The following is a 24,836-nucleotide window of genomic DNA, read 5'->3' on the forward strand; positions in this document are numbered from 1 at the left end:
CACCGCCATGTCGGACGACATCATCCCGCCCCCTCTTCTTTATGGCGATCCGGTCGCCGCCACGCATTTCTCCTTCCTGCGCGGCACCTCGCACCCGGCCGAGATGGTCCGACGCGCCGCCGAACTCGGCCAGAACGGCATCGGCATCGCCGATCGCAACACCGTGGCCGGGGTGGTCCGCGCCTATGTGCCGGTGCGGGATGCCGCGCGCGCCTATGAGAAGGAGAATGGCGGCGCCGCCCTGCCCTTCAAGCTCCTGGTCGGCGCCCGCCTCGCCTTTACCGACGGCACACCGGACATCGTCGCCTATCCCGCTGATCGCGATGGCTGGGGTCGCCTCTGCCGGCTGCTCACGGTCGGCAACCGGCGCGGCCTGAAGGGCGAATGCCTCCTCACCCGCGATGATCTCATCGCCGACACGCGCAACCTCCTCCTCATCCTGATGCCACCACGCGACATCAAGGCTTGCGCCGACACCCTCGCCATCCTGGCGGAGGCTGCGCCCGGCGCGCTGTGGCTCGGCGCCACCCGGCCCCAGCGCGGGGCGGACCGTCGGCGCCTCCTCGACCTGAAGGCACTGGCGGCCGTCCATGACGTGCCGCTCATCGCCACCAGTGACGCGCTCTATGCAACGCCTGAGGAACGCCCCTTGCAGGATGTGGTCACCTGCATCCGCGAGGGGCTGAAGATCGCCAGCGCCGGGCGCATCCTGGAAGCCAATGCCGAGCGCCATCTCAAGGCGCCGGAGGAGATGGCGCGCCTGTTCCGGGACGTCCCGGAGGCCATCGCCGAGACCCAGCATCTCTTTGCCCGCTCGGATTTCTGCCTGTCGCAGCTCAAATATGATTATCCCGAGGAGCCGGTGCCGCCGGGCAAGACGCCTCAGGGTCATCTGGAGGATCTCGTCTGGCGGCGCGCGGAGCTACGTTATCCCGAGGGGACCCCCGCGAAGGTGGAGGCATTGCTCAAACAGGAACTCGCCTTCATCGCCGAGATGGACTATGCGCGCTACTTCCTGACGATCCACGACATCGTGCGCTTCGCCGATGATAAGGGCATCCTCTGCCAGGGACGCGGCTCGGCCGCCAATTCAGTGGTCTGCTTCATCCTCGGCATCACCAATGTCAATCCGGAGGATATCAACGTGCTCTTCGCGCGCTTCCTCTCCAAGGAGCGTGACGAGCCGCCGGATATCGACGTCGATTTCGAGCATGAGCGACGCGAGGAGGTCATCCAGCATATCTATGACCGCTATGGCCGCGAGCGCGCCGGCATTGCCGCGACCGTCATCTGCTATCGCCCACGCAGCGCCATCCGCGAGGTCGGCAAAGTCTTCGGCCTGAGCGAGGACGTGACAGCCGCGCTCGCCTCGACGGTCTGGGGCAGCCATGGCGAGGAACTGCCGGAGGGCCATATCCGCCAGGCCGGGCACCAGCCCCTCAATCCGGAGATCGCGCGGGCTGTCCATTTCGCCAATCGCCTCATGGGCGCGCCGCGCCATCTCTCCCAGCATGTGGGCGGCTTCGTCCTCACGCGCGGCCGGCTCGACGAGACCGTGCCCATCGGCAATGCGGCCATGCCGGACCGCACCTTCATCGAATGGGACCGCGACGACATCGACGTACTCGGCCTGATGAAGGTCGACGTGCTGGCGCTCGGCATGCTCACCTGCATCCACAAGGCGCTGGTGATGCTGAAGGATGAAAAGGGCATCGAAAAAACGCTGTCCTCGATCGAACACGACGACGAAGTCTACGACATGCTGTGCCGAGGCGATTCGATCGGCCTCTTCCAGGTGGAAAGCCGGGCCCAGATGAGCATGCTGCCGCGCCTGAAGCCGCGGGAGTTCTACGATCTCGTCATTCAGGTGGCGATCGTCAGGCCCGGCCCTATCCAGGGCAATATGGTGCATCCCTATCTACGCCGGCGTGCAGGCAAGGAAGCTGTTGTCTTCCCCTCGCCCGGGCCGGACTATCCGCAGGATGAACTGCGGCAGGTGCTCGGCGACACCTACGGTGTTCCGCTATTCCAGGAACAGGCTATGAGGCTCGCCATCGTCGCGGCCGATTTCACACCGGACGAGGCCAATGGACTGCGCCGCGCCATGGCCACCTTCCGCCATGTCGGCACCATCCACACCTTCAAGACCAAGATGATCGAGGGCATGGTGCGGCGCGGCTATGAGCGCGACTTCGCCGAGCGGTGCTTCGCGCAGATCGAGGGCTTCGGCAGCTACGGCTTTCCCGAAAGCCATGCCGCCGCCTTCGCCCATCTCGTCTATATCTCGGCCTGGATCAAATGCCATTACCCCGACGTCTTCGCCTGCGCGCTCCTCAATTCCCAGCCTATGGGCTTCTATGCCCCGGCGCAGATCGTGCGGGATGCGCGCGAGCATGATGTTGAAGTCCGCGCCGTCGATATCAATGCGAGCCACTGGGACAACACCTTGGAGGCTTGCTCAGGGGGAAAACACGCTTTGCGCCTCGGCCTGCGCCAGCTCGACGGCTTCCAGAAGACCTGGGCAGCGACGCTCGCCAGCCGCCGCGGCATGGGCTTTCCCGATCTTGAAACGCTCGCCCGGCGCACCGCCCTGCCCCGCCGCGCCCTGGAGATTCTGGCTGATGCCGATGCCTGCCGCTCGATAGGCCTGGACCGGCGTGAAGCGGCCTGGGCTGTGCGCCGCTTGCCCGACAGTGTGCCTCTCCCGCTGTTCGCCGCCGCGGATGCGGCCGAACTGGCGGCCGAGCCGGATGTTCACCTGCCAGCCATGCCGCTTCCCGAACATGTCATCGCCGATTATCAGACGGCGCGTCTGTCCCTGAAGGCACATCCCGTCCAATTCCTGCGTCCGCTCTATCGAAGCGAGGGACTACTCTCCTGCGAGGAGGTAAGGCAAAGCCGCAACGGCCTCTGGACCCGCACGGCCGGTGTCGTCCTGGTACGCCAGCGTCCGGGCCAGGGCAATGTCGTGTTCATGACCATCGAGGACGAAACCGGCATCGCCAATATCGTGGTCTGGGCCAATCTCTTCGCGCGCTTTCGCGGCGAGGTCATGGGTGCGCGCATCATCGAGGTCGCCGGACAGATCCAGCGCAGCGAAGACGACGTCGTCCATATCATCGCCCGGCGGCTCACCGATCGCAGCCGCGACCTCGGCCATCTGCGCGAGGGAGAGGGCCACCCCGACGATGGCACTGCGAAACAGGTCGCACGAACAGGCGGCCACCCGCGCAACGTCCGGATCCTTCCGCGCTCGCGCGACTTCCATTGATGCGGGCGTTAGCGCGCCGGTGCCTCCCCCAGACGAGGGTGGCGCCGCAGGCGCCAGGTGGGTCCGCCTGACACCAACCCGATCGCAAGACGGCGACATGTGCTGGCCAGTGGGGCACGATCTCCTGCCGCGAGGCCCCACCCGACCTCGCTGACGCGAGGCCACCCTCCCCGACGGACGGGGAAGGATCAACGCGACGGCTCCCGCGTGTCATCCCTGGCGTCGCATAGCCATGGGAAGAGAATCCACCCTTCTACCGTCGGCGTCGAAGAAATGGAGCTTGTCGATGGGGGCCGCGACTTTGAGCTTGCCGCTCTCCGGCACGGCCGCGCGCCCCGGCAGGCGCACGACGATAGGGCCATCCTGGATGCGGGCGTAGAGATAGCTCTCGGCCCCGACCGGCTCCAGCACATCGATGGTCACATCGAAGGCGATGAGGCCGTCAGACCCGGCTTCGGCTGATTTGGCTTCAACGGTGCCGAGATCCTCGGGACGGATGCCGAGCGTCACAGCGCCGGCCGGCAGGATGCCCTCGAGCGCCGCGCCGGCCGCCGAAAGACGCTCCGGAGTCAGGAGATTCATGGGCGGCGCGCCGATGAAGCTCGCCACGAAGGTCGTCGCGGGCTCCTCATAGACATCGAGCGGTGCCCCCACCTGCTCGATCCGCCCGCTGTTCATGACGACGAGAACATCGGCGAGCGTCATCGCTTCGAGCTGATCATGCGTCACATAGATGCTGGTGACACCGAGATCGCGCTGCAAGCGGCGGATCTCGACGCGCATCTGGCCGCGCAGCTTGGCGTCCAGATTGGACAGAGGCTCGTCGAAGAGGAAGACCTTGGGATCGCGGACGATCGCGCGGCCCATGGCCACGCGCTGGCGCTGGCCACCGGAGAGCTGGCGCGGCCGACGGTCCAGCAGGGAGCCCAGCTCCAGCATGCGGGCTGCCTCGCGCACCTTGCGTTCGATCTCGGCTTTAGGCGTGCCACGGTTGCGCAGACCGTAAGCCATATTGTCGTAGACGCTCATATGCGGATAGAGGGCGTAGTTCTGGAACACCATAGCGATGTCCCGCTCCGCTGGCTCAAGCGCATTCACGACGCGGCCGTCGATCTCGATGGTCCCGGCGGTGATGTCCTCGAGCCCGGCGACCATGCGCAGCAATGTGGACTTGCCGCAGCCGGAGGGCCCGACGAGCACGCAGAGAGCGCCGTCGGGCACGCTGAGCTCGATGCCCTTCACTGCTTCCATGCCACCTGCATAAACTTTGCGCACCGTCTTCAGAGCAACTGTCGCCATCTTACTTTTCCGTCTCGACAAGGCCCTTCACGAACCAGCGCTGCATCAGCACGACCACGGCCACCGGGGGCAGGATGGCAAAAATCGTCGTCACCATCACCAGGTGCCATTGGGTGTCGGCATCGGCATAGGAGATCATCTTGCGGAGCGCGATGATGATCGTGTTCATATCGTTGCTGTTGGTGACCAGAAGCGGCCAGAGATACTGTGTCCATCCGTAGATGAAGAGGATGACGAAGAGCGCCGCGATATTGGTCCTCGACAAGGGCAGCACGAAATCGAAGAAGAACCGCCACGGCCCCGCTCCGTCCACCCGCGCCGCCTCAAGAAGCTCACCCGGAATCGTCATGAAGAACTGGCGGAACAAGAGCGTCGCCGTCGCCGAGGCCATGAGCGGCAGGGTGAGCCCGGTGTAGGTGTCGATGAGCCCGAGATCCACCATGACCTTGTAGGTCGGCAGGATGCGCACTTCGACCGGCAGCATCAACGTGACGAAGATCACCCAGAAGAACGTCATCCGGAACGGAAACCGGAAAAAGACGATCGCGTAGGCGGACAGGATTGAGATGACGATCTTCCCGACCGCGACCGCGAGCGCCACAATCGATGTGTTGATCAGGAGGCGCCAGACATTGACCCCGCCCACGCGCCCAAGCCCCCCGAACAACGCCTCATAATAATTGTCGAGGAAATGGCTGCCCGGCACGAGTTGCAGGGGCGGCCGCAGGATCTGCTGCAGGGACAGCGTGGAGGCCACGAACGTATAGTAGATCGGGAAAACGACCACGAGGATGCCTACGATCAGCACGGCATGGCTGAGCCAGGATCTCTTTCTCTTGACGCGCTCAGGCATAATGCACCTTGCGCTCGACATAGCGGAACTGGATTGCCGTCAGGGCGATGACGATGCCCATGAGAATCACTGACTGGGCGGCGGAGCTGCCGAGCATCAGATTGACGAAGCCGTCGTTGTACACCTTGTAGACCAGCGTTTCCGTCGCCTTGCCTGGCCCGCCCCCGGTGACAGCGTGGATGATGCCGAAGGTATCGAAGAACGCGTAGACGGTGTTCACCACGAGCAGAAAGAAGCTCGTGGGCGCGAGAAGCGGGAAAACGATGGTCCAGAATCGCTTCATCTCGCGCGCGCCGTCCACGGCAGCGGCTTCGATCAAGCTCTTAGGGATCGCCTGTAACCCTGCGACAAAAAACAGGAAATTATAACTGATCTGCTTCCAGGCGGCAGCGAGAATGACGAGCATCATGGCCTGGTTGCCGTTGAGCAGCGGATCCCAGTCATAGCCTGAGCGCCGCAGCATGTAGGCGAAGGTGCCGATGGTCGGATTGAACAGGAAGAGCCACAACATGCCGGCGATGGCCGGTGCGACGGCGTAGGGCCAGATCATGAGCGTGCGGTAGAAGCCCCTGCCCTTGATCACCTTGTCCGCCATGACAGCCAGCACGAGCGCGATCGCCATGGGGATCAGGGCTGTCGCGACTGAGAAGATGATAGTCGTCTGGACCGAACCGATGTAGTCGGGGTCGCTGAGCACTTGCCGGAAATTGCCAAGACCGACGAAAGTGGTGGCAAGGCCGAACGGATCCTCACGCAAGGTCGACTGACGTATCGCCTGGGACGCCGGCCAGTAGAAGAACACCAGCGTGATGAGGATCTGCGGCAACAGCAGCAGGTAAGGCAGCACCTTGTGGGGAAAGATCACTCGTGACGTCACGCGGCAGACCTGGCGGGCGGTGATCGAAAGAAAGCGAGCCGCCCGCGGCCCAACCGCGGGCGGAACCGAAGGGTACCGAAGCTACTGACCCAAGGCCTGCTTGATCGCGGCATTGCCGCGCTTCACAGCGCTGTCGAGAGCCTGCTTTGCCGTTTGCTGGCCGGCGAGCATCTTCTCGAACTCCTCGTTCTGGATATCACGGACCTGCGGCAGGTTCACGAGACGCACGCCCTTGGAATTCTCCGTGGGCGCTTTCCCCATCATCTGGAGGATCGGCGTCTCACGGCCCGGATTCTTCTCGTAGAACCCCGACTTCTTGGTCGCGTCGTAGGCGGCAAGCGTCACAGGCAGATAGCCGGACACCTGATGGAGGCGAGACTGGATATCCGTCTTCGACAGGAACTGGAAGAAAGCCGCCACGCCCTTGTATTCATCGGGCTTGTGACCGGCGAAAACCCAGAGACTCGCACCACCGGGGGTCGTGTTCTGCGGGGCCCCAGCCGCCGCGCTGTCATAAGGCAACTGCCCAATGCCGTAGTTCATGCCGGACTTGACGATATCCCCCAAGCCACCGGAGGATTCGGTCAGGATGGCGCATTCACCGCTCAGGAAGAGGTTCTTGGCCTCAGACGTCCGCCCGCCGTAGCGGAACACACCTTCCTTGGCGAGGTCAGCCACCGCCTGGAAGTGATTGGCGTAGATCGGCGCGTCGATCTTGAGCTGAACATCGAGACCGCCGAGGCCGTTCTCCTTGGTGCCATAGGGCTGGTTGTTCCAGGCGGCGAAATTTTCGAGGTGAATCCAGGTAAGCCACGTGGACGTGTAGCCGCAGGGGGCCGCGCCGCTCGCCTTGATCTTCCGCGCGGCCTCGAACACTTCGTTCCAGGTCTTCGGCGGCTTGTTGACGTCCAGCCCCGCCTTTTGGAAGGCATCCTTATTGTAATAGAGGATCGGCGAGGATGAGTTGTAGGGGAAGGACAGCATGGTGCCGTCGGGCTTGGAATAATAGGCGACGATGCCCGGCAGGTACTGGCTCTTGTCAAACTTGGCGCCGCCTTCGCTCAGCACGTCCGCAACCGGCTTGACCGCGCCCTCGGCGCCCATCATCACGCCGGTGCCAACATCGAACACCTGAATGATGTGAGGCGGCTGCTTGGCGCGGAAGGCGGCAATGCCGGCATTCAGCGTCTCTGGATAGGTGCCCTTGAAGACCGGCACGACCTTGTAGTCGCTCTGGCTGGCGTTGAATTCTTTCGCGAGGGTCTCGACAACCTCGTTGTTGGCGCCGGTCATGGCATGCCACCAGGAAATCTCGGTGGCCGCCAGCGCTGGGGCCGATACGGTCAGAGTAAGCGCCGCCGCAACGCCCGGAATGAAACCGCGCAGTGTCATGTTCGTCTCCCTTGTTCGGCCACGCGGGTGTCCGCCGGCCGTGCCACAGTTCCGTGGTTCTGGACATGACGTTATTTCGATTTCAGTTTTGCGACAATCGCGAGCCTTGGTCTCTCTAGGTCTTGGGCGTTAGACTTTCGCACGAGGACCTGCTTGAGACGACGGCAGCGAGCGCACAACCGGAACCCGCATGGCGGCCACCGCACGGTCCATGGTAGGGATGCTGTTGAAATCAGCGTCGGACATGCGAAAGCGCGGCGCCTTGCATCACAGGAGATTGTTTCGTGGGTGATTTTCCGGCTCTCGTCAGCACAGCATGGCTCGCCGACAACCTCGGCGCTGCTGATCTCGTGGTCATCGACGGCTCCTGGTATTTGCCGACCGAAGGCCGTGACGCGGATGCCGAATATCAGGCCGGTCATATTCCCGGCGCCGTCCGCTTCGATGTGGATGCGATCAGCGATACCACATCGAATCTCCCGCATATGCTGCCAAGCGCTGAGAACTTCGCCAAGGCCATGGGTGCGCTCGGCGTGTCCAACGCGGCGCGCATCGTCGTCTATGACGGGGCCGGCCTGTTCTCGGCCGCGCGCGTCCGCTGGACGCTGAAGATCTTCGGCGCGGGCAAGGTCGCCGTGCTCGACGGCGGCCTGCCGCAATGGAAAGCGGAGAACCGGCCGCTCGAAACCGGCGTCGCCAAGCGGGAGGCGACGACCTTCACCGCTGCGTTCGACGCCGATCAGGTCGCTGACGCCTCCCGCGTGCTCGCGAGCCTCACGAACAAGACGGCTCAAGTCGTCGATGCGCGCGCCGCTGCCCGTTTTCGCGGCGACGCTCCAGAGCCACGCCCGGGCGTGCGGGCCGGTCACATGCCGGGAGCCCGCAACGTCCCCTTCAACGATCTCATCGAGAACGGCCGGCTCAAGACCCCGGAGGCGATCACCGCAACTTTCACCAAGGCCGGCGTCGATCTCGACAGGCCGGTGATCACGAGCTGCGGCTCGGGCGTCACAGCAGCCGTTCTGGCGCTGGCGCTGGAAACCGCCGGTAAGCCCGTGGCGGGGCTCTATGACGGCTCATGGTCGGAATGGGGCAGCCGCGAGGACCTGCCGATCGCCACCGGCGAGGCGGATTAAGGCCGGCCGGCGTTCACGGCGTCGGTTGGATTGTGACTAAGAAGGGGGGTGCATCCCGGAGCAACGCATAGCAACGGGTCCGGGATCCATAAACGCCATCGCCAAGAGAAAAGGATACCTCATACAAAAGCTGATCGCCGTCACGCGTCGTATCGGTGTATGGGTCTCGGGCCGAGTTCACGCTCGTCCGAGGATGACCCTCACGAATGATTCTTGAACCTCAATCGCCCTAAGCAGGCGCCCTATCCATCTTGCGAGCCATGACCAGGAGGTGGTCGCTCGGCGGCACCGGTGTCAGCCGCTTGGCGAGACGGGCCAGCAGGCGGTCGATTCTCTTGGTGGCGCGCAGGGCCTTGGGCAATACGCGTCGTTCCCGGAGCCCCATCAACCTTCCGAGGCGGGTAGGCACATAGAGCGTGTCACGGAGTTCGTCGGCCGACTGGGGGCTCAGAAAATCGAGGGAAAAGAACGGGCTCGCGAGATAGTCGCCCATAAGCGTCTCCGAGGGTTCGGTTTCCATGCGCTCGATCACGAAGCCCGCCCGCTCGAGACATCGGGCCATTGCGGCCTCGGTGAACAGGCTGACATGGCTCGGCGCCGTGAAATGCCCCGAATGGGACGGGAAGAAGCGAGACGGCGTGTTGCGGACGGAATCGGTGGTCAGGAAGAGCCGTCCTCCCGTCCGAACGAGATCGCGGATCTGGAGCAGGAAACGTGTCGGATCCGGAATATGCTCGATCACCTCGACGAGCATCACGAGATCGAACGCCCCCCGCAGGGTGGTACTGTCGGTGGTGACCCGCACACCGTAGCTGCGTGCCGCGATCTCCGCGCTCTGGCGATTGAGCTCCAGCCCCTCGCAATTTTCGTAGCCGTAGTGGTCGCGCAGCAGCGCCAGGAGGCTGCCCGGCCCACAGCCGAAATCCAGAATCCGAGCCGACTTCTCGGCATCGATCCACGACGCCAGACGGCGAAGGTCGCTGTAGCTGAGGCTGAAATAAGGTTCGCGCGCGATGCGCTCCGCCTCGAAGCGCCGATAATTGTTATAAAAGGACGAGTTGTAGAAGGCGGCGAGCGTCGCGTCGTCCGGCAATGGATTGGCGAAGGTGAAGCCGCAACGCGTGCAGCGATCATGGGCGATATGGCGCAGCGTCGCGAAGGGACGGATGCTCGCCGATCCGCAAGCCGGGCAGCTTCCTGCTTGAGACCAACCCGCACGGGCAAGGGACGCGTTGATCGCGCGAAGGCTTAACGGGCGATCGAGATCGGCCGACTGCGGATTGCTCCCGGCATGGACGCTCGCCGACATGCTTGCCTCCCCTGCGGCTACAGCGTGCCGCCGGGTGGCGATTGTCCGCAATTATGCTGGCGCGCCTAGCTGCCTAGAGGCGGTAGCCTCTACCCAGAAAGGACGAAGGGTCTCGTCCGATCGATGGCAGCGCCCGGATCGTCAACCCTTCGGGAATTCCAGCCCCATCTCGCGGTAGCGCTCCGGGTCATCGCCCCAGTTCTCGCGTACCTTCACGAAGAGAAAGAGATGCACGTTGGTTTCGGCCGCCTCGATGATGTCCTGGCGCGCGGCCGAACCGATGGCCTTGATTGTCTGCCCGCCCTTGCCCAGTACGATCTTGCGCTGGCTCTCCCGCTCCACGAAAACCGTCTGCTCGATGCGGACGGAACCGTCCTTCTGCACCTTCCACTGGTCGGTTTCGACGGTGACTGCATAGGGCAGTTCATCATGCAGGCGCTCGAACAGCTTCTCGCGCGTGATCTCGGCGGCGAGCATCCGGAGCGGCGCATCCGAGATCTGGTCGTCCGGATAGAGCCATGGCCCCGCCGGCATCCGCCTGCCCAGGCTTTCCCTGAGATGCGCGACACCGTCGCCCGTCAGGGCCGAGATCATGAAGGTCTCGTCGAACGGCACCTTGGCATTGAGATCGGCCGCCAGTTCGAGAAGTGAGGGCCTCGCCACGAGATCGATCTTGTTGAGGATCAGGATCTTAGGCTGCCTGAGTTCAGGCAGCTTGCCCAGGATAGCGGTGCTTTCCTCGTCCAGGCCCTTGCGCGCGTCGAGGAGAAGGGCAACCACGTCTGCATCGCCCGCCCCGCCCCAGGCGGAGGTCACCATCGCACGGTCGAGGCGACGCTTCGGCTTGAAGATGCCCGGCGTGTCGACAAAAATGAGCTGCGCGGCCCCGTCGATCGTAATGCCACGCACCAGCGCGCGCGTCGTCTGCACCTTGCGCGAAACGATCGACACCTTGGCGCCAACCAGATGGTTTATCAGCGTCGACTTGCCTGAATTGGGCGAACCGATAAGGGCGACGAAGCCGCAGCGCGTTGCCTCCTGCCCTGTGGTGTCCGGGCCGTCGTCCATTGCGCCGCTTTCGTTCTCAGGTACCATCAGTCGTCCAGATCTGTTCACGCACGAGAAACTCCCGTGCCGCGGCCTGTTCGGCCACGCGTTTCGAGGTACCGGCGCCTTCAGCCGGCGTCATGCCACGGACCATGACCGCGATGCGGAAATTCGGAGCATGATCCGGTCCGGACCGGCTTGCAACGACATAGCTCGGCGTCGGCAGTCCACGTCCTTGCGCCCATTCCTGCAAGGCGGTCTTGGCGTCACGCAGCGGGCGACGCGGCGCGTGCAGGCGCTCGCCGAACGCCCGCTCGACTATACCTTGCGCCGCCGCTGCCCCGCCGTCGACAAAGGCGGCACCGACAATGGCTTCACAAATATCGGCGAGAATGGCTGCGTTCTGCTGGGCGCCGGCGGCGATTTCGCCATCGCCGAGCCGCACATGCTCGCCAACGCCCCAGGTCGCAGCAACTTCGGCGCAGCTCTCGCGACGGACGAGTTCAGCCAGACGGCGTGAAAGCTCGCCTTCCTCAGCGTCGGGGAAAGCGCGAAACAGCATGTCCGAGACCGCGAGGCCGAGCACTCGATCACCGAGAAACTCCAGGCGCTGGTAGGTCTGCGCCTTGTCGGACGGCACGGCGCTGATATGGGTCAACGCCTGTACCAGGAGATTGCGGCGCGCGAAGCGATAGCCGATGCGATCCTCGATCGCGCCGAGACCTGAGTTCTTCGTCTTCATCACTTCACGGGCGTGAACAGCCGGTTCCACCGGACCGTCCAGGGCCATTCCCAGAACTTCCAGCCTGACGCACCTTCCTCCACCGAGAAGAAAATGACCTCAGCCCGACCCACAAAATTCTCGAACGGGACGAAGCCCACGACGTTTTCGTCACGCGAGTCCGTGGAATTGTCCCGGTTGTCGCCCATCATGAAATAGTGCCCCGGTGGCACCTTGTAGGCATAGGTATTGTCCCAGTAGCCGGTATCGCCCTCGCGCTCGATCACGACATGGCTGACACCGTTTGGCAATGTCTCCATGAAGCGGGGCACCGAGACCTCGCGCCCCCAGAGATCCTGGGACTTGTAGTCCGGCAGCGGCTCGCGCGGCACGATCTTCCCGTTGATGTAGAGCCGACCGGAGATCATCTGGACGGTGTCACCAGGCAGGCCGATCACGCGCTTGATATAGTCCGTCGAGTTATCCTTCGGCAGCTTGAAGACGGCCACGTCGCCACGCTGAGGCTCAGAGCCGAAGATACGGCCGGAGAAAGGCGGCAAGCCGAAGGGGAATGAATAGCGCGAATAGCCGTAAGCGTATTTCGAGACAAAGAGATAATCGCCGATCAGGAGTGTCGGGATGAGTGATCCGGAGGGAATATTGAACGGTTGAAAGAGGAAAGTGCGAACCACGAGCGCGATGAGCAGGGCCTGCACGATAACCTTGACGGTATCCCAGATTCCGCCATCGGCCCGCTTGTTTTCCGCTTGCTTCACTGTGCCCTGATCCATGTCTGGCCTTTCCGCCGATCGGAGCCGGCACGCCTGTGGTCTACCTTACTGTTCCCATTCCCGCAACGCGACGCATCAACGTCCCATCTCGGGCGAAAATATGCTCGGCAGCGCCGATCACGCCAAAGTGTCACCTGAAAACGCGCCCTGAACCGCCCAGCGATGTTCTCGCCTCGTCCTGCAAGCGCTCTGCGGTACTCCGGTTGGTGCATATGGGAAAGGCGCTGCGGTGTTTCCAGCCATGCCCCCAGCGCGGATCACCCAGATCTTACTTTGGGCGCGCCTCGATGATGACGAAAGCCTGGGCCATGGGTGGATCGTCAGTCAACGACACGTGGATAAAGGCGTCATGCCCAGGCGGCAGCATCGCCGCCAGTCGCAAAGCCGCGCCGCCCGTGAGACGCATGGTCGGCTGACCGCTTGGCAGATTGACGACCTCCATGTCCCGCCAGAACACACCGCACGAAAGGCCGGTTCCCAACGCCTTGGCGCAAGCTTCCTTGGCGGCGAAACGCCTCGCGTAGGTCGGAGCCCGCGCCTTGCGCCCGTCGGCCTTGGCGCGCTCCCCAGCCGTGAAGATGCGGTGCGTGAACCGATCCCCGAACCGCGCGAGTGAACGGCTGATGCGGTCGATATCGCAGAGGTCGGAGCCGATGCCGATGATCATGATGCGGAACGCGCTGTGTCCATTGCGGCGCGCATCGTCCGGATGGCCTGATCAAGGCCGACGAAAATGGCATCGGAAATGAGAGAATGTCCGATGTTGAGCTCGGCGATCTCCGGCAAGGCCGCGACCGGCCCGGCTGACGCCACGGTCAGGCCATGGCCTGCATGGATCTCAAGACCGAGCGAGGCGCCGTAACGGGCCGCCGTTGCGAGCCGCTCGACTTCGGTTCTCACGCGCCCCGTTTCACCATCGATCACGGCATGACAATAGGTGCCGGTATGCAGCTCGACGACCGGCGCGCCGAGCGCGGCTGCGGCCTCCATCACGGCCCGCTCAGGCTCGACGAACAGCGACACGCGGATGCCCGCTGCCTTCAACTCGGCAATGACAGGCGCCAGATGCGCCCGCCCGGCGACGATATCGAGCCCGCCCTCCGTCGTCCGCTCCTCGCGCTTCTCTGGCACGAGGCAAACCGCGTGCGGTTTCACCCTGAGCGCGATCGAGACCATTTCCGCTGTCGCCGCCATTTCAAAATTGAGCGGTAGAGCGACAGCGGCACGTAGCTCGACGATATCCTCATCGCGGATATGCCGGCGGTCCTCGCGAAGATGGGCAGTGATGCCGTCGGCGCCTGCGGCAGCGGCGACCTTGGCTGCGGCGACGGGGCTTGGATAAGAACCGCCGCGCGCATTACGCAGCGTCGCGACGTGGTCGATATTGACCCCGAGCCGGAGGTTGGATCGGGCCGTTGTATGGTTGGACATCGGTCGATAGATCTCACACGTGAAGGCTGGACACGAATCTGTCGCGTTCCAGTCGTGTCACTGCAGACCTTTACCCCAGTCGCTCCGGAACGCCAAAGGTTGAACCAGGGATCAACCGGACCCGGACTATTTCCGGGCCCTGACCCAACGACGCGGAGCCGCTAGCACCGCACTGACGCTGATGCAGATCAATCATCACGCCGAAAGGATATCGGACAATGAGGGGGCTTTCTGGCGTGGGAAGAGCAGCTTTATCAATCTTAGGCCTGTCAATGCTTACCCTATCGGCGATGGCCCGTCCGGCGCTTTCCGCAGATCCCTTCGCGGCGCCTGTCAAGGATTGCCGTCCGTGCCGATTCTCTCCAGGGTCCGGGCACCCCGAGTTCGCCCTGACCTTCGTCTTCACCGGGAGCGGCCAACAACGGCAACTGACAGCCCTTGAGATCGCCCGCGCAGACGGCGGTCAGCCCCAGCGGTTGCGCATCGACAAGCGTGATGCCGGAGAGTTTCCCATCGCCACGGCCGATTTTCCTGACGGGTTCACCCTCGACACTACCGACATGAATTTCGACAAGCTCGGCGACCTTTCCATCACGACCCAGATCGCCGCCAACAACACGAATGCGCTCTACTGGATCTACCAGCCGGACACGCAGAGCTTCGCGCCGCTCGAACGGCTCAACGACGACGGCATCGAGACGACCTTGATGGCGGGATCGGACAATCGGCTGGTCGCCCACGTCCTCGGCAGCGCGGTCGAATATACGAACTACGACTACGAGGTGACCGGCCGCCGCGCCGTTGCGGTGCGCAGCGAGAGCCGCGAGATCGACGGCGATCTCATCGTCGAGGTGGCGTCCGATCTCACGAGCAAACCCAGCAGGATCATCAGCCGGACTGTCGTTGGATTCAACGGCGGCTCCCGCGACCGGCAGAACTTCGTGCGCCAGCTCGACGCGGCCGCGACGCAGGCGCAGGCGCTTTACAAGGGTGGAGACCCGGCTGGCGCGGCGGCGGCGATGAAGGCCGCTATTCAGGATATCCAGCTCGGCCTCGTAGTGACGAGCTATCCCATCACGAACGATCCCGGTGACCTGAAGCTTGCGCGCCAGTTCAATGATTTCGGATTCTACCTGGCCCAGTCAAACCAGCCAAAGCCCGCGATCGCAGTGCTGAAGGACATTACGGACGCCGCGCCGGACCGGACCATCGCCTACCTCAATCTCGCCGATGCCCAGTATGCCGCCAGGGAGACAGCGGACGCGCGGGCAAGCTATGCCGAATTCCGCAAGCGTATGACGGCGGCAGGCAAATCGGCTGAAATTCCGCCGAGGGTGGGGGAACGCCTGCGCTGATCCGGACGCGCAACGATTCTGGCAAGCGACAGCCCATAAGACGATGGGGAGCTCACGCGGTGGTGAACATCTGCGTCGCGAATGGAAAACGGGCGGCCGCGCGATCATACCTTGCGTTTCCTGCCCTGATGCGCTAACGAGCAGCCTTCGCGTTCGCCTGGCCGGGGGCTGAACGGACGGCGTGGCTTTGAAGAAAGCCATGCGAGGGGCGATGCCCCAGCGTCCCGTGTTCCCGCCTTCGAACATTCCGCTCGGGCCTTGGCAGGCTCGAAGGGCTTGGCGCCGGCGGCAACGCGAGGGATGAACAGAAAGGCCAGTCATGCCACTTTACGAGCACGTTTTCCTGGCACGCCAGGATGTAACGTCGCAGCAGGTCGAGGCCCTTGTCGAGCAGTACAAGGGTATCATCGAAGCCGGCGGCGGTTCGGTTCCGAAGGTTGAGCCGTGGGGCGTCAAGTCCCTTGCTTTCCGGATCAAGAAGAACCGCAAGGCACATTTCACGCTCCTGAACATCGATGCCCCCCCGGCGGCCGTCGCCGAGATGGAGCGCCAGATGAGCCTGAGCGAAGACGTTCTGCGCTTCATGACGCTGCGCGTCGAGGAGCTCGAGGAAGGTCAATCGGTCATGCTTCAGAAGCGCGATCGCGATGATCGCCGCGAAGGCGGTGGCCGCTTCGATCGTGAGGGCGGCGGTGGCCGCTTCGACCGTGGTGATCGCGGCGATCGTGGTCCGCGCCGCGACCGCTCCAGTGACGACGACGCTTCCGACGAGGCCTGATCCATGAGCACCACTTCCTCTCCCCGCCGTCCGTTCTTCCGCCGCCGCAAGACCTGCCCGTTCTCGGGCGTCAATGCGCCGAAGATCGACTACAAGGACACGCGTCTGCTCTCGCGCTACATCTCCGAGCGCGGCAAGATCGTTCCTTCACGCATCACGGCCGTTTCAGCCAAGAAGCAGCGCGAACTGGCCCAGGCCATCAAGCGCGCCCGCTTCCTCGGCCTTCTGCCTTACGTGATCAAGTAAGATCCGTTTTGACGATCATGGCGTCACAATCGCCATGATCGTTGACTGCCCCCGCCGGAGGTGAGGAGCCCAGGTTTCCAAGAGATTCCCTGCGGCTTCCCATGCTCCGGCTTCGTCATGAAAAATTGCCCCGGGCACCTCTATCCGGGGACAATCCGTTGGGTTGGACCTTGATCCTTCCCTAACCCTGCAGGATGCAGCGGGACAGCAGACGATGGCCATACCCTTCCTGGTCGGCATTGGCGCCGGCATCGTATCGGCGTTGCTCTTCGCAGTCGTGATCTCCGGATCCGTGCTGGCGTTGCTGCTTTCCTATATCGCTCCCCTTCCCATTCTCGTTGCAGCGCTAGGGTGGAATCACAGGGCCGGCCTCGTTGCGGTCGCCACCGGCGCTGCGAGCCTCGGCGTGATCTTCGCGCCCACGAGCGGCCTCGCCTACGCCATTGGCATCGGCCTGCCCGCCTGGTGGCTGGGCTATCTCACGCTCCTCGCCCGCCCTGGCGAGAACGGCCCAGACTGGTATCCCCTCGGGCGGGTCCTTGCCTGGGCCGCAGGCATTGCTGCCGGCGTCACATTCGCAGGCGCCTGGGGGATAGGCGGCAGCTACGCTGACTTTGAGGCCACGATGGGCCGTGCCATCCGCGCGTTCCTCACCATGGAGAGCGCCCCCGGCGGACAGCAAGCCCCCTCACCCGACGCGCTTGGCCTGCCCTCCGGAATAGCGGTGGATGACCTGGTGGACGCCATCATCACCGCGGTGCCCCCGCTCGCCGCCGCATCTTTCGTCCTCATGCTGGCCCTGAACCTGTGGCTCGCGGCGAAGACCGTGTCGATATCTCAGCGCCTGCCACGTCCCTGGCCCGACATCGCCGATACCGCGATGCCGCGCGCAGTGCTTCCGGCGCTCGTTGCAGCCGCAGTGCTTGCGGTGGTCGGCAGCGGGTTCATTGGCCTCATCGCCGCAGCCCTCGTCGGCTCTCTGATATGCGCCTACGCCTTGCAAGGGCTGGCGGCGCTGCACGCGCTCACGCGTGGCAAGCCGGGCCGCCCGTTCATCCTTGGCCTGACCTATGCGATTCTGGTGATTTTCCTCGTGTGGATCCTGCCAGTCCTCGCCCTCTTCGGAATCATCGACACGCTCCTGGGACTGCGGGCGCGCCGAGCAGGTATCGCGGGCTTGCCCCGTTAGGTCCCATTTCGTCCGATCCAAAACATTCAAACGTTCTACAAGGAGACTGACATGGAAGTTATTTTGCTCGAGCGCGTCGCCAAGCTCGGCCAGATGGGCCAGACCGTGCGCGTCCGCGACGGTTATGCCCGCAACTACCTCCTGCCCCAGGGCAAGGCCCTGCGCGCCACGAAGGCCAACACCGCCCGCTTCGAGGAGCAGCGCGCTCAGCTCGAGGCCCGCAACCTTGAGCTGAAGACCGAGGCTGAAGCCGTCAGCACCAAGCTCGATGGCGAGAGCGTCCAGATCATCCGCCAGGCCGGCGAAACCGGCGTGCTGTATGGCTCGGTCTCTCCACGTGACATCGCGGAGGCTCTGACCGCCGCAGGCTTCAGCGTCAGCCGCCAGCAGATCGTGCTGAACACGCCGATCAAGGCGCTCGGCCTGCACAGCGTGCCGGTTACGCTCCACCCGGAAGTCGAAGTGACCATTACCGTCAATGTCGCCCGTAGCCCGGAAGAAGCCGAGCGTCAGGCCCGCGGCGAGACTGTCACGACCCGTGAGGAAACCAACCTCGATGACCTCGGCCTCGAGGTGGGCGCCGCCCTCGCCGAAGCTGCGGGCGACGACGAGTAAGTCATTCGTTAACAAAGACAGGCGCTTGGCATGCGCTGAGGTAAAGGGTGCCAGTCCGCTGGCACCCGTTGCGCTTTTTGACGTAGCTTCTTAGCTTATCCTTATCTGATCACGGCGGCCGCGCAGCGACGCCTTGGTACGACGAGGCGAGTAATGGAAGCATTACTGCGATTTGTGCTTGGTCGGCTCGTTACGCGGGGGTCTCTCACCCTCACTGTTGCAGACGGGCCACCGATAAGTTTCGGCGATGGGACAGGCGATCCCGTCCACGCCCGGCTGGTCGACCGGCGGGCCATCATCCCCCTTCTTCTCGATCCAGATACGGCCCTCGGCGAGCTCTACATGGACGGCCGCCTCGTGATTGAGCGAGGGGATATCGCCGACATGATCGCCTTGGGGATGATCAACCTCCGCGACAACGGCGAGACGCTCCCTGTCAGGCTGTTGCGCGGCTGGCGGCGGTTGCGGCGGGGGCTGACGCAGCGGAACATCGCGTCACGCTCCCAACGAAACGTCGCCCATCACTATGATCTAGACGGCCGGCTCTACGCACTGTTTCTCGATTCAGATCGGCAATATTCCTGCGCCTATTTCGAGGAACCGGGCTACTCGCTTGATGATGCCCAACTAGCTAAAAAGAGGCACTTGGCCGCAAAGCTCCTGGTGGAGCCGGATCAAAAGGTTCTCGATATCGGCTGCGGCTGGGGCGGTCTCGGCCTCTATCTCGCCGAGCGATGCGGCGCCAAGGTGACCGGGGTCACGCTTTCGCAGGAGCAGTTGGCAGTCGCACGCAACCGTGCGACCGAAGGCGGGCTCGGCAACCAGGTGGAATTCCGGCTGCAGGACTACCGCTCACTGACGGAGACCTTCGATCGCATCATCTCCGTCGGCATGTTCGAGCATGTCGGCGTGCCCTATTACAGGACCTATTTCGAGACGATCAGAGACCGCTTGGCCGACAATGGCGTGGCGGTGATCCACTCGATCGGGCGAATGGGGCCACCGGGCAGCACAAACTCCTGGATCGACAAATATATTTTCCCGGGCGGCTACATACCCGCCCTGTCGGAAGTCCTGCCGCATATCGAGAAGGCCGGTCTGGTCGTGACGGATATCGAGATCCTGCGTCTGCACTACGCGGAGACGCTGAAGGCCTGGCGTCAGCGTTTCCACGCACATCGGGAAGAGGTTCTTGCTCTTTACGACGAACGGTTCGTGCGGATGTGGGACTTCTATCTCGCGGGTTCCGAAATGTCCTTCCGCCATGACGGCATGATGGTCTTCCAGGTTCAGCTCGCCAAGCAGCAGGAAAGCGTGCCGCTGACCCGGGACTATATCTCCCGCCGGGAGAACGCCCTGCGCGCGCGGGAAGGCAAACCCCGCGACCTGCGTCTAGCGGGCGAATGATTCCGTGCCGGCTCCAGCGCGGAACATGCCGCGCTGGAGCCCGTGCTGATTGGTGAGCCGGACGCCATCAGAGGCGTGAACAGTCAACGGGCAATCCGGCAACAGTGGACAATATTTGTCCGCTGCTTGTGAATCGAGTGAGTTGCGGGACTCCCCCGGCCGCCGCCTAGGTCCACCCTTCGACCGTGCTAGAGTGAGCCAAAGCGACTCACGTGTTAGGGCGGTAAGGTGGCGGTGAATAGTCTAGTAGCGCGGCTTGAGACGGCGAGCGAGGCACAGTTCCGTCTCGCGCCGCATAATATCGATGCCGAGCAAGCGCTCCTCGGGGCCATTCTCGTCAACAATGACGCCTATTTCCGGGTCTCCGACTTCCTCGAAGCCGAGCACTTCCAGGAAGAGGTGCACCGGCGGATCTATGAAGTCGCGACCAGCCTGATCAAGGCTGGCAAGATCGCAACGCCCATCACCCTGAAGACTTTCCTCGGCGATCAGGACCTCGGCGGCGTCACCATCCCGCAATATCTGGCGCGCCTCGCCGCCGAAGCCACCACCATCATCAATGCCGAGGACTACGGCCGCACCATCCATGACCTTGCCGTCCGCCGCCGTCTGATCGAGATCGGCGAGGACATGGTCAACGAGGCCTATGATTCGGCCGTGGATGTCTCACCGCGCGACCAGATCGAGGAAGCGGAGCGGCGCCTCTACGAACTGGCCGAGACGGGGCGTTATGACGGCGGATTCCAGAACTTCGCGACTGCGCTCACAGCGGCGGTCGATGTGGCAGCCGCGGCCTACAAGCGGGAGGGCAAGCTTTCAGGCCTCGCCACCGGGCTCCACGACCTCGACCGGATGATGGGCGGCCTGCAGCCGTCCGACCTCGTCATCCTCGCCGGCCGCCCCGCCATGGGCAAGACCTCGCTCGCCACCAACATCGCCTTCAACATCGCCAAGGCCTACCGCGGCGAAAAGCAGCCTGACGGCACGTTGAAAACCGTGAACGGCGGCATCGTTGGCTTCTTCTCGCTGGAAATGTCGTCGGAGCAGCTCGCCAATCGTATCATTGCCGAACAGGCAGGCATTCCCTCCTACAAGATCCGGCGCGGCGACATCCGCGAGGACGAATTCTACAAGATCAGCGACGTCGCCCGCGAGATGCAGACGATCCCGTTCTACATCGACCAGACCGGCGGCCTGTCGATCGCCCAGCTTGCGGCCCGCGCCCGCCGGCTAAAACGCCAGCGGGGCCTTGATCTCCTGGTGGTGGATTACCTGCAGCTCCTCTCCGGCTCGTCGAAGAAGGGCGAGAACCGCGTCCAGGAGCTCACCGAGATCACGACCGGCATGAAGGCTCTCGCCAAGGAACTGGCCGTGCCGATCGTGGCGCTGTCTCAGCTCTCGCGCCAGGTCGAGGCGCGCGACGACAAGCGGCCGCAACTATCGGATCTGCGTGAATCAGGCTCAATCGAGCAGGATGCCGACGTGGTCATGTTCGTCTATCGTGACGAATATTACCTCAAGAACAAGGAGCCCAAGATGGGCACCGAGGAGCACTTCAAATGGCAGGCCGAGATGGATCAGGCCCACGGCAAGGCTGAAGTGATCATCGGCAAGCAGCGCCATGGTCCAACCGGCACGGTCCAGCTCTCGTTCCAGGCTGATGTGACCCGCTTCGGCAATCTGGCGCAGGAAGATCACCTGCCTGAGCAATACTGAACGATGGGCACATCGCGCCATTGCCAGCTGAGATGAGGTTCCTCTCATTGTGACCGCCTCTGCTCTCACCAACGCTGCCGCTGTCCGCGAGGCCGACGCCGGCGCCGTTCTGACCATCGATCTCAAGGCGCTCGTGAAGAACTGGCGCACGCTCGCGGGCGAGGCTCCGGACGCAGAATGCGCCGCTGTCATCAAGGCTGATGCTTACGGCATTGGCCTGGAGCAGGCGGCGCGCGCGCTCTCGGCCGCGGGCTGCATGACGTTCTTCGTCGCTCACTTCAGCGAGGCCGAGCGCTTCCGGGCCGTCAACAACGCGGCAAGCCTTTACGTGCTCAACGGCCTCCTGCCGGGAACCGCCGCGCATTTCGCCGCCATAAATGCTCGGCCGGTCCTCGGCTCGCGCGAGGAAATCGAGGAATGGAGCGCCTATTGCACCAGCGTCGGCAGCAAGCTGCCGGCGGCGATCCATATCGATACCGGCATGAACAGGCTTGGCCTCAGGCTGGACAGCGCGACGAAGCTCGTCAGTGAGACCAGGCTGTTGGAAGCCTTCACGCCCTCGCTCGTGATGAGCCATCTGGTTTCTGCTGAAGTTCCTGCTCTGCCGATCAATACCAAGCAGATCAAGGCTTTCCAGGCGGCACGTGCCCTGTTTCCCGGTGTCCCGGCGTCTCTCTGCAATTCGTCGGGGATCTATCTGCCGGAACGGCCGCATTACGATCTGCTGCGCCCGGGCTACGCGCTCTATGGCGGCAATCCCCGCCCCGGCCGGGACAATCCCATGGCGCCGGTCGTCCGGCTCGCGGCCAAAATCATCCAGATCCGTACGGTGCCGGACGCGGAAACCGTAGGCTACAGCGGCCATTGGACAGCGGAAGGTCGTCGCCGGATCGCCACTGTCAGCCTCGGCTATGCTGATGGCTTCCTGCGCAGCCTCAGCGGCACCAACTTGAAGCCGGGCGGAGAGGCTGTCGTCGGCGGCGTGCGCTGCCCTATCGCCGGCCGGATCTCGATGGACCTCGTCACGCTCGATATCTCGTCTTTGGCTGAGGACGCCGTCAAACGGGGGGACTATGCCACCTTCATAGGGGACGGCATCAGCATAGACGAGGTCGGCATGCGCGCCGGCACGATCGGCTATGAAATCCTCACCAGCCTCGGCCACCGGTTCGCGCGCCGCTATCAAGGGCTTGAAGACTAGTGGCGCGTGGGTCTGTCAGCTACATCTGCCAGAGCTGCGGCGCGGTCTACAACCGTTGGCAGGGCAAATGCGACGCTTGCGGGGCCTGGAACACGCTGGCGCAGGAAGCCTCCGGCCCACCCGTGCCGGTTCCTGGCGCAAGCCGCGCCGCAGCGCGCGGCAAGGGACGCATCTTTCCCCTGGAGGGCCTGCAGGGCTCCAGCATGGATGCCCCACGTGTGCCTTCCGGGATTGGCGAGCTTGACCGGGTCACCGGGGGAGGCTTTGTCCCCGGCTCGGTCATTCTCATCGGCGGGGATCCCGGCATCGGCAAGTCCACGCTGCTGACGCAGGCAAGCGCTGTCATGGCTCGCGCCGGTCACCGCGTCGCTTACATCTCCGGCGAAGAGGCGGTGGCGCAGGTGCGCCTGCGCGCCGAGCGGCTCGGCCTCAACGACGCGCCCGTGGAGCTTGCGGCCGAGACCCATGTCGAGGACATCATCGCGACCCTGTCGCATGGCACCGTGCCACGGCTCGCCATCATCGATTCCATTCAGACCATGTGGACCTCGAGCGTCGAGGCGGCGCCCGGCACCGTGACGCAGGTCCGCGGCAGCGCTCAGGCGCTCATCCGCTTCGCCAAGACATCCGGCACGACAGTCATCCTGGTCGGGCATGTCACCAAGGACGGCCAGATCGCGGGGCCGCGCGTCGTGGAGCATATGGTCGATGCCGTCGTTTCCTTCGAAGGCGACAGCGGTTACCACTTCCGCATCCTGCGTGCGGTCAAGAATCGCTTTGGGCCGACCGACGAGATCGGCGTGTTCGAGATGACCGGCCGCGGCCTTGCCGAGGTGTCGAACCCCTCCGCGCTTTTCCTGTCGGGCCGGGATCTTTCGGCCGCCGGCACCGCCGTCTTCGCCGGAATGGAGGGCACACGGCCCTTGCTCGTCGAGATCCAGGCACTGGTCGCTCCGTCGAGCCTCGGCACCCCGCGGCGCGCGGTTGTCGGCTGGGACCCCAGCCGACTGTCCATGGTGCTCGCCGTGCTGGAAGCACACGGTGGGCTGAAGCTCGGCCAGCACGACGTCTATCTCAATGTCGCCGGCGGCTTGAAGATCACAGAGCCCGCGGCAGACCTCGCGGCTGCCGCCGCGCTCGTTTCCTCGCTCGCGGGCGTCGCCCTGCCGCCTGATACGGTCCATTTCGGCGAGATCGGCCTGTCAGGCTCCGTGCGGCCGGTATCGCAGGCCCAGGCGCGCCTCAAGGAGGCCGCAAAGCTCGGGTTCCATCGCGCCGTGGCGCCACCGCCGGCCCGCGACCAGGGCGAGAGGACACCGCTCGACGTCACGTCCGCGGGTCATATCGTCGATCTCGTTGCGCGCATTGCGGCTGGCGGACAGCGCGACCGGCGCGATCAGAGTCATTCCAAAGGTTAACAAGTTTCATTGGACAGAGCTTTGCGAGAGGTGACGGCCGCCGTAACGCGAGCTATACCAACCTCATAGTACGTTACGCCCCGTACACCCGCCCCGATTCGCGGTTCCCAGGCTCCATCATGCCCGTCGCACTTCTTGACCTTATCGTTATCGGCGTCGTGCTGCTGTCCGCTCTCCTGGCAGCAGTAAGAGGCTTCACCCGCGAGGTCCTTGCCATCGCCTCGTGGGTCGCCGCAGCCGTCGCTGCCCTCTTCCTGCACGCGCAGGTACTTCCCTATGTGAAGCCGCATATCGCGAACCCGACGATCGCATTGGTCGTTGCCATAGCGGCGGTCTTTCTCGTCACGCTGATCATCGTGTCTTTCATTACGGTTCAGTTGTCTGACCTGGTGCTGGATTCCCGCATTGGTGCCGTGGATCGTTCGCTGGGCTTCATTTTCGGCGCAGCTCGCGGCTTTCTGATTTGCGTTGTCGGCTTTCTTTTCTTCAATTGGCTCGTGAAGCCAGACATGCAACCTGAATGGGTGCAGCAGGCCAGAACGAAGCCTCTGCTGCAATCGACGGGTGATCGTCTGGTGGCGATGTTGCCGGATGACCCTGAAAGCACCATCTTGCAGAAGTTGCGCCGTCCGAGCACGGACGGAGATGCCGATGTTCCGGCCGAACCCGAGACATCGCCGCAGGCGCCTGCGAATGGGCAGCCTGCGCCGCAACGCCGCAGCGAGGCGCCGGTCAGAAACGGCGCTACTGGTGCTACAGGTGCGTCCCGGTAAACCGCGGTTGC

At 63.7% G+C, this 24,836-nt stretch carries 22 protein-coding genes; 12 read left to right on the forward strand and 10 right to left on the reverse strand.

The window, feature by feature from the left end; genetic code table 11:
- The first annotated feature begins 7 nt into the window (after window positions 1-7).
- Complete coding sequence (locus KIO76_RS19930; RefSeq protein ID WP_213324882.1) at window positions 8-3,271, forward strand: error-prone DNA polymerase; 3,264 nt, start codon at window positions 8-10, stop codon at window positions 3,269-3,271.
- A gap of 210 nt (window positions 3,272-3,481) precedes the next feature.
- On the opposite strand, the gene KIO76_RS19935 is transcribed toward KIO76_RS19930, so the two are convergent.
- The 4 genes from KIO76_RS19935 to ugpB all read right to left on the reverse strand — a co-directional run bounded on the left by KIO76_RS19935 (window position 3,482) and on the right by ugpB (window position 7,692).
- Window positions 3,482-4,570, reverse strand: coding sequence for a sn-glycerol-3-phosphate import ATP-binding protein UgpC (locus tag KIO76_RS19935; protein WP_213324883.1), 1,089 nt, complete (start codon window positions 4,568-4,570; stop codon window positions 3,482-3,484).
- 1 nt (window position 4,571) lies between these two features.
- Complete coding sequence (gene ugpE / locus KIO76_RS19940; protein WP_213324884.1) at window positions 4,572-5,423, reverse strand: sn-glycerol-3-phosphate ABC transporter permease UgpE; 852 nt, start codon at window positions 5,421-5,423, stop codon at window positions 4,572-4,574.
- Window positions 5,416-6,300 carry a sn-glycerol-3-phosphate ABC transporter permease UgpA gene (gene ugpA, locus KIO76_RS19945; RefSeq protein ID WP_213324885.1) on the reverse strand — a complete coding sequence of 295 codons (885 nt, stop codon included), beginning with the start codon at window positions 6,298-6,300 and terminating at the stop codon, window positions 5,416-5,418. The genes ugpE and ugpA overlap by 8 nt, the downstream gene beginning before the upstream one ends.
- An 81-nt stretch (window positions 6,301-6,381) precedes the next feature.
- Window positions 6,382-7,692, reverse strand: coding sequence for a sn-glycerol-3-phosphate ABC transporter substrate-binding protein UgpB (gene ugpB, locus KIO76_RS19950; protein ID WP_213324886.1), 1,311 nt, complete (start codon window positions 7,690-7,692; stop codon window positions 6,382-6,384).
- 284 nt (window positions 7,693-7,976) lie between these two features.
- Between ugpB and sseA the strand changes: the two genes are divergently transcribed.
- Window positions 7,977-8,828 carry a 3-mercaptopyruvate sulfurtransferase gene (gene sseA, locus KIO76_RS19955; RefSeq protein WP_213324887.1) on the forward strand — a complete coding sequence of 284 codons (852 nt, stop codon included), beginning with the start codon at window positions 7,977-7,979 and terminating at the stop codon, window positions 8,826-8,828.
- 229 nt (window positions 8,829-9,057) lie between these two features.
- Here the strand turns inward: sseA and KIO76_RS19960 are convergent, their stop codons facing one another.
- From KIO76_RS19960 to KIO76_RS19985, 6 genes are all read right to left on the reverse strand, one after another.
- The gene (locus tag KIO76_RS19960) at window positions 9,058-10,137 is read right to left on the reverse strand and encodes a class I SAM-dependent methyltransferase (RefSeq protein WP_213324888.1); all 1,080 of its coding nucleotides are present in this window, start codon (window positions 10,135-10,137) and stop codon (window positions 9,058-9,060) included.
- Between the two features lie 141 nt (window positions 10,138-10,278).
- Entirely contained in the window at window positions 10,279-11,205 is a 927-nt protein-coding gene (era, locus tag KIO76_RS19965; protein ID WP_249729976.1) for a GTPase Era, read from the reverse strand.
- Window positions 11,206-11,221: 16 nt separating this feature from the next.
- Window positions 11,222-11,926: a ribonuclease III gene (gene rnc, locus KIO76_RS19970; RefSeq protein ID WP_213325367.1), complete on the reverse strand. Its 705-nt coding sequence runs from the start codon at window positions 11,924-11,926 to the stop codon at window positions 11,222-11,224.
- Window positions 11,926-12,696, reverse strand: coding sequence for a signal peptidase I (gene lepB / locus KIO76_RS19975; protein ID WP_213324890.1), 771 nt, complete (start codon window positions 12,694-12,696; stop codon window positions 11,926-11,928). The genes rnc and lepB overlap by 1 nt, the downstream gene beginning before the upstream one ends.
- Window positions 12,697-12,964: 268 nt before the next feature.
- A complete protein-coding gene (gene acpS / locus KIO76_RS19980) occupies window positions 12,965-13,363 on the reverse strand; it encodes a holo-ACP synthase (protein WP_213324891.1) in 399 nt (132 codons plus the stop codon).
- Window positions 13,360-14,127: a pyridoxine 5'-phosphate synthase gene (locus KIO76_RS19985; RefSeq protein ID WP_213324892.1), complete on the reverse strand. Its 768-nt coding sequence runs from the start codon at window positions 14,125-14,127 to the stop codon at window positions 13,360-13,362. The genes acpS and KIO76_RS19985 overlap by 4 nt, the downstream gene beginning before the upstream one ends.
- Window positions 14,128-14,399: 272 nt before the next feature.
- Here KIO76_RS19985 and KIO76_RS19990 point away from each other — a divergent pair, with 272 nt between their 5' ends.
- From KIO76_RS19990 to KIO76_RS20035, 10 genes are all read left to right on the forward strand, one after another.
- Complete coding sequence (locus KIO76_RS19990) at window positions 14,400-15,482, forward strand: hypothetical protein (RefSeq protein WP_213324893.1); 1,083 nt, start codon at window positions 14,400-14,402, stop codon at window positions 15,480-15,482.
- Window positions 15,483-15,801: 319 nt separating this feature from the next.
- Window positions 15,802-16,260, forward strand: a complete 459-nt coding sequence (gene rpsF / locus KIO76_RS19995; RefSeq protein ID WP_213324894.1) for a 30S ribosomal protein S6 — start codon at window positions 15,802-15,804, stop codon at window positions 16,258-16,260.
- Window positions 16,261-16,263: 3 nt separating this feature from the next.
- Window positions 16,264-16,506 (forward strand): 30S ribosomal protein S18, encoded by a 243-nt coding sequence (gene rpsR / locus KIO76_RS20000; RefSeq protein WP_110375350.1) that lies wholly within the window; start codon window positions 16,264-16,266, stop codon window positions 16,504-16,506.
- Between the two features lie 214 nt (window positions 16,507-16,720).
- On the forward strand, window positions 16,721-17,695 hold the full coding sequence (locus KIO76_RS20005; protein WP_213324895.1) for a DUF2232 domain-containing protein: 975 nt from the start codon (window positions 16,721-16,723) through the stop codon (window positions 17,693-17,695).
- Between the two features lie 51 nt (window positions 17,696-17,746).
- On the forward strand, window positions 17,747-18,310 hold the full coding sequence (rplI, locus tag KIO76_RS20010; RefSeq protein ID WP_213324896.1) for a 50S ribosomal protein L9: 564 nt from the start codon (window positions 17,747-17,749) through the stop codon (window positions 18,308-18,310).
- A gap of 153 nt (window positions 18,311-18,463) precedes the next feature.
- Complete coding sequence (locus KIO76_RS20015) at window positions 18,464-19,717, forward strand: cyclopropane fatty acid synthase (protein WP_213324897.1); 1,254 nt, start codon at window positions 18,464-18,466, stop codon at window positions 19,715-19,717.
- A 228-nt stretch (window positions 19,718-19,945) separates the two neighbouring features.
- Complete coding sequence (locus tag KIO76_RS20020) at window positions 19,946-21,433, forward strand: replicative DNA helicase (RefSeq protein WP_213324898.1); 1,488 nt, start codon at window positions 19,946-19,948, stop codon at window positions 21,431-21,433.
- A 49-nt stretch (window positions 21,434-21,482) separates the two neighbouring features.
- Window positions 21,483-22,634: an alanine racemase gene (alr, locus tag KIO76_RS20025; RefSeq protein ID WP_213324899.1), complete on the forward strand. Its 1,152-nt coding sequence runs from the start codon at window positions 21,483-21,485 to the stop codon at window positions 22,632-22,634.
- On the forward strand, window positions 22,634-24,052 hold the full coding sequence (gene radA / locus KIO76_RS20030) for a DNA repair protein RadA (protein ID WP_213324900.1): 1,419 nt from the start codon (window positions 22,634-22,636) through the stop codon (window positions 24,050-24,052). The genes alr and radA overlap by 1 nt, the downstream gene beginning before the upstream one ends.
- A gap of 119 nt (window positions 24,053-24,171) precedes the next feature.
- Window positions 24,172-24,825, forward strand: coding sequence for a CvpA family protein (locus tag KIO76_RS20035; protein ID WP_213324901.1), 654 nt, complete (start codon window positions 24,172-24,174; stop codon window positions 24,823-24,825).
- Window positions 24,826-24,836 lie beyond the last annotated feature (11 nt).

The sequence above is a fragment of the Chelatococcus sp. YT9 genome, from assembly GCF_018398315.1.
Lineage (GTDB): Bacteria > Pseudomonadota > Alphaproteobacteria > Rhizobiales > Beijerinckiaceae > Chelatococcus.

Excerpts from the sequence above, each read along its gene's own strand:
- ugpE (WP_213324884.1), bottom strand. The coding sequence starts at position 5,423 with ATGCCTGAGCGCGTCAAGAGAAAGAGATCCTGGCTCAGCCATGCCGTG.
- KIO76_RS20015 (WP_213324897.1), top strand. The coding sequence starts at position 18,464 with ATGGAAGCATTACTGCGATTTGTGCTTGGTCGGCTCGTTACGCGGGGG.
- KIO76_RS20005 (WP_213324895.1), top strand. The coding sequence starts at position 16,721 with ATGGCCATACCCTTCCTGGTCGGCATTGGCGCCGGCATCGTATCGGCG.
- acpS (WP_213324891.1), bottom strand. The coding sequence starts at position 13,363 with ATGATCATCGGCATCGGCTCCGACCTCTGCGATATCGACCGCATCAGC.
- lepB (WP_213324890.1), bottom strand. The coding sequence starts at position 12,696 with ATGGATCAGGGCACAGTGAAGCAAGCGGAAAACAAGCGGGCCGATGGC.
- KIO76_RS19935 (WP_213324883.1), bottom strand. The coding sequence starts at position 4,570 with ATGGCGACAGTTGCTCTGAAGACGGTGCGCAAAGTTTATGCAGGTGGC.
- KIO76_RS19930 (WP_213324882.1), top strand. The coding sequence starts at position 8 with ATGTCGGACGACATCATCCCGCCCCCTCTTCTTTATGGCGATCCGGTC.
- KIO76_RS19990 (WP_213324893.1), top strand. The coding sequence starts at position 14,400 with ATGCTTACCCTATCGGCGATGGCCCGTCCGGCGCTTTCCGCAGATCCC.
- ugpB (WP_213324886.1), bottom strand. The coding sequence starts at position 7,692 with ATGACACTGCGCGGTTTCATTCCGGGCGTTGCGGCGGCGCTTACTCTG.
- rnc (WP_213325367.1), bottom strand. The coding sequence starts at position 11,926 with ATGAAGACGAAGAACTCAGGTCTCGGCGCGATCGAGGATCGCATCGGC.
- KIO76_RS20035 (WP_213324901.1), top strand. The coding sequence starts at position 24,172 with ATGCCCGTCGCACTTCTTGACCTTATCGTTATCGGCGTCGTGCTGCTG.
- rplI (WP_213324896.1), top strand. The coding sequence starts at position 17,747 with ATGGAAGTTATTTTGCTCGAGCGCGTCGCCAAGCTCGGCCAGATGGGC.
- KIO76_RS19985 (WP_213324892.1), bottom strand. The coding sequence starts at position 14,127 with ATGTCCAACCATACAACGGCCCGATCCAACCTCCGGCTCGGGGTCAAT.
- rpsF (WP_213324894.1), top strand. The coding sequence starts at position 15,802 with ATGCCACTTTACGAGCACGTTTTCCTGGCACGCCAGGATGTAACGTCG.
- rpsR (WP_110375350.1), top strand. The coding sequence starts at position 16,264 with ATGAGCACCACTTCCTCTCCCCGCCGTCCGTTCTTCCGCCGCCGCAAG.
- KIO76_RS19960 (WP_213324888.1), bottom strand. The coding sequence starts at position 10,137 with ATGTCGGCGAGCGTCCATGCCGGGAGCAATCCGCAGTCGGCCGATCTC.
- era (WP_249729976.1), bottom strand. The coding sequence starts at position 11,205 with ATGGACGACGGCCCGGACACCACAGGGCAGGAGGCAACGCGCTGCGGC.